The organism is Leptolyngbya sp. FACHB-36, from assembly GCF_014695955.1.
Lineage (GTDB): Bacteria > Cyanobacteriota > Cyanobacteriia > Leptolyngbyales > Leptolyngbyaceae > FACHB-36.
The window spans coordinates 1-3,337 of the sequence record NZ_JACJPG010000414.1 but is presented as its reverse complement, the minus strand read 5'-3'; the positions used below and the strand labels follow the sequence as shown (position 1 = coordinate 3,337).

The following is a 3,337-nucleotide window of genomic DNA, read 5'->3' as shown; positions in this document are numbered from 1 at the left end:
GATCGCCGCGTTTTCGCCAATAGCGGGCTATGCAACGTAAAAGTTATTAACGTTTTTACATTGCGCCCTTCTAGTCGTATACTGGAGGTTCTGACAAAAATTACTTTTGAGCGAAAGAGGAAGCTGAATGTCGCGCTATCGAGGTCCTCGCCTCCGAATTGTTCGTCGTCTGGGCGATCTGCCGGGTTTGACTCGCAAATCTGCCCGACGCTCTTATCCACCTGGACAGCATGGTCAAAACCGCAAAAAGCGCTCTGAATATGCTGTCCGTCTCGAAGAAAAGCAAAAGCTGCGCTTTAATTACGGTTTGAGTGAGCGGCAACTCCTGCGCTACGTGCGGAAAGCTCGTCGTGCTGCGGGTTCTACAGGTCAAGTGCTCCTGCAACTGCTGGAGATGCGCTTGGACAACACGGTGTTCCGTATGGGGATGGCTCCCACAATCCCCGGTGCTCGTCAACTGGTGAATCATGGACACGTGACGGTGAATGGTCGCGTCGTCGATATTCCCAGCTATCAGTGCCGTCCTGGAGAGGTGATTGCTGTAAAAAACAAAGAGCGATCGCGTCAGCTTGTGGAGCAAAACCTACAGTATCCCGGTTTGGCAAACCTACCGAGCCATCTAGAGTTTGACAAAAACAAGATGGAAGGTAAGGTGAATAGCGTTGTAGAGCGCGAGTGGGTCGCTTTACAAGTGAATGAACTGCTGATTGTTGAGTACTACTCACGACAGGCATAAAATTTCAGCGCCGCTGGGGCGCTTTCTACCGCGGCATTACATGATAAGGCCTCCTGAAACCGTCAGTCAGGAGGCTTTTATTGTGTTTTCTTTTATTGCGTTTCTAATTGCTGAAACGCTCACTCAGCTAAGGAGCCGCCGCAGGAACTTCCTGCACCCGCAGTACAGCCGAAACAGTGCCGTCCAGTGATAATCTGGCGCTGTGCCAGCATGGCTAGATTGAAGTCTCGAATATGAAGACGATTCTCCTGGGGGGACGCGCCCCGATCGGCATTGGACGGTTGAATCTCTAAATCCAGCATTTGATTAAAATCGCAGTCAAACAAACGACCATCCCAGGAAATCGACAGTGTATTGCGACACATCAGACCGTTGATTGTCGCTGGATTAAACGCATTCACTAGCAGTTCCAGATAGCGCTGCAAATTTCCCGACTGCTCCAGCCATTCTAGATAGCGAGAAATTGGCATATTGTTCAGCGTGATCAAGCGATCGAACGTCACCCCCTGATACTTCTGCAATCCCGCTTTCCACTCGCCCTCTAGTTTCGTTTGGTTGCTGGACAAAAACGCACCGACCGGATTGCTCACCAGCGTTAGTTGGCGTTGTGGATCGCCCTGACCGTAGCCCGCCGCGTTTAATCGCCGCAGCGCCTCGATCGACTGCTCAAAGGTGCCATCGCCCCGCTGCGCGTCTGTGTTGCGCTGGCGGTAGTGCGGCAGCGAACAGACGACTTCGACACCGCGTTCGGCAAGCCACTCCGGTAAATCCTGCATTCGGGGCAGCAGCAGTACAGTCAGATTGCAGCGATCGATGACCTGCTTGCCCCGTGCTACACACTGATCGACCAGATAGCGGAAGTGAGGATTCAGTTCGGGTGCTCCACCCGTGACATCAACGGTGTGTGCCTCGGTCTGGTCGAGGGCACGCAGGCAAGCGTCGATCGTCTCGCGGTCCATGTTTTCTCGCGTGCGATCGGGTCCAGCGTCCACATGGCAGTGGCGACAGGTCATGTTGCACAGCTTACCAACGTTGATTTGAAAAATTTCTAGCTTGGCCGGTTGCAGCCTCTGACAGCCGTGCGCCTGAAGCGTTGCGGTAAAATCGCCTGCCTGAAGGAGATTGACAGCATCCAGAACGTCTAGCTGATACTGAGGCGATGCAAGCGGCGATCGCCGCCGCAGCAGTGATGTGGTCGGTTTCGGTCCCGCAGCCGCTGTGTTTGGCTTAGTCGCGTCCATTGATTCTACTGGCTGCATATATTCACTCTCTCGTCACTTAGATTGTAGAAATCTTGGAATTAGTCGTGTTTGGATATAAAAATTTTCTCCAAAGACAGGGCTAGTGAACTGCCTAGTTCACCGTTCGCAAGTTAATTTTGAGCAGTAGCGGGGCAATCTAGCATTGCTTCACGACCTGTTCAATAAGCATCGGACGAGCAGCGGCATGAAACAAGGTAGCAACCCGTTCACTCTCTGGAGAGCGTTGAAGCGCAAGCTGCGTGGAGAGATGCGAGTGCTGCTTACAGCTTCAAGCGTCGCTAGCTTGGTCATTCTGCTGCGTCTGACTGGACTGCTTCAGGGATGGGAGCTTGCTGCCTTTGATCAGTGGGTCCGGCTGCGTCCACTAGAACCCGTGGACGATCGCATCATTCTAGTTGGCATTGATGAGGCAGATCTGCGCAAGATTGGCAAATGGCCTATTCCCGATGCGGCACTGGCGCAACTGCTGCAACGGCTACAAGCCCACCAGCCCCGCGCGATCGGCATTGACCTTTACCGTGATATGCCGGTAGAACCGGGACACACTACCCTGTTAGAACAGTACGTTGCGTCAAACCTAGTTGCGATCGAGCAGATCAAGGACAAAACCAGTCCGGCAGTGCCGCCTCCGTCGGCGTTAAATCGGCAGCACCAAGTTGGCTTCAACAATGTCCCGTTTGATCCCGATGGTAAAGTGCGGCGGGGATTGCTCTACTGGAAGGTGGAGGGAAAAACCCATCAAAGTTTTTCTCTCTCGCTGGCGCTGATGTATCTCAAAGCAGAGGGAGTAACGCCTCAAAAGGCGACAGATGGCTCTGAGCATCTTCAGTTAGGAAACGCCATCTTTCGCCGCTTCGCTGGAGACGATGGCTCCTACATTCGCGCAGATGCAGGCGGCTACCAATTTCTGGCAAATCTCCGCGGTCCTACCAATCGGTTCGCGATGGTTTCGATGACCGATGTGCTGGAGGGGCGAGTTGCGGCGGAGAAGTTTCGCGATCGCATTGTCCTGATTGGCTCAACCGCTGTCAGTCTCAAAGACTTTTTCCCAACGTCCTACAACGATGATCTGCTGGGAACCTATCCACAGCAGCCGATGGCGGGGGTGGAGCTGCAAGCGAACCTGATCAGTCAACTTCTCAGCGCTGCCTTGGAGGGACGATCGGCGATCGGAGTATGGTCTGAGCCGATGGAGTGGTTCTGGATTTGGGGCTGGTCGTGTGTGGGAGCGCAGCTAGGATGGCGGTTACACTCGGCAAACAAATCGGCGCTGGCAATTCTGCTGTCTGGAATTGGACTCGCGGGAATTTCGTATCTGCTGTTTCTGCAAGGCAGTTGG

3 protein-coding genes are annotated in these 3,337 nt (G+C 53.6%); 2 read left to right on the top strand and 1 reads right to left on the bottom strand.

Annotation, left to right across the window (positions count from 1 at the left end; genetic code table 11):
* The first annotated feature begins 127 nt into the window (after positions 1-127).
* Positions 128-736 (top strand): 30S ribosomal protein S4, encoded by a 609-nt coding sequence (gene rpsD, locus H6F43_RS11630; RefSeq protein WP_190342927.1) that lies wholly within the window; start codon positions 128-130, stop codon positions 734-736.
* 119 nt (positions 737-855) lie between these two features.
* Here the strand turns inward: rpsD and arsS are convergent, their stop codons facing one another.
* Positions 856-1,977, bottom strand: coding sequence for an arsenosugar biosynthesis radical SAM (seleno)protein ArsS (gene arsS, locus H6F43_RS11625; RefSeq protein WP_190342928.1), 1,122 nt, complete (start codon positions 1,975-1,977; stop codon positions 856-858).
* 205 nt (positions 1,978-2,182) lie between these two features.
* Between arsS and H6F43_RS11620 the strand changes: the two genes are divergently transcribed.
* On the top strand, positions 2,183-3,337 hold a 1,155-nt coding region (locus H6F43_RS11620), incomplete at its 3' end, for a CHASE2 domain-containing protein (protein WP_190342926.1).

Excerpts from the sequence above, each read along its gene's own strand:
- arsS (WP_190342928.1), bottom strand. The coding sequence starts at position 1,977 with ATGGACGCGACTAAGCCAAACACAGCGGCTGCGGGACCGAAACCGACC.
- rpsD (WP_190342927.1), top strand. The coding sequence starts at position 128 with ATGTCGCGCTATCGAGGTCCTCGCCTCCGAATTGTTCGTCGTCTGGGC.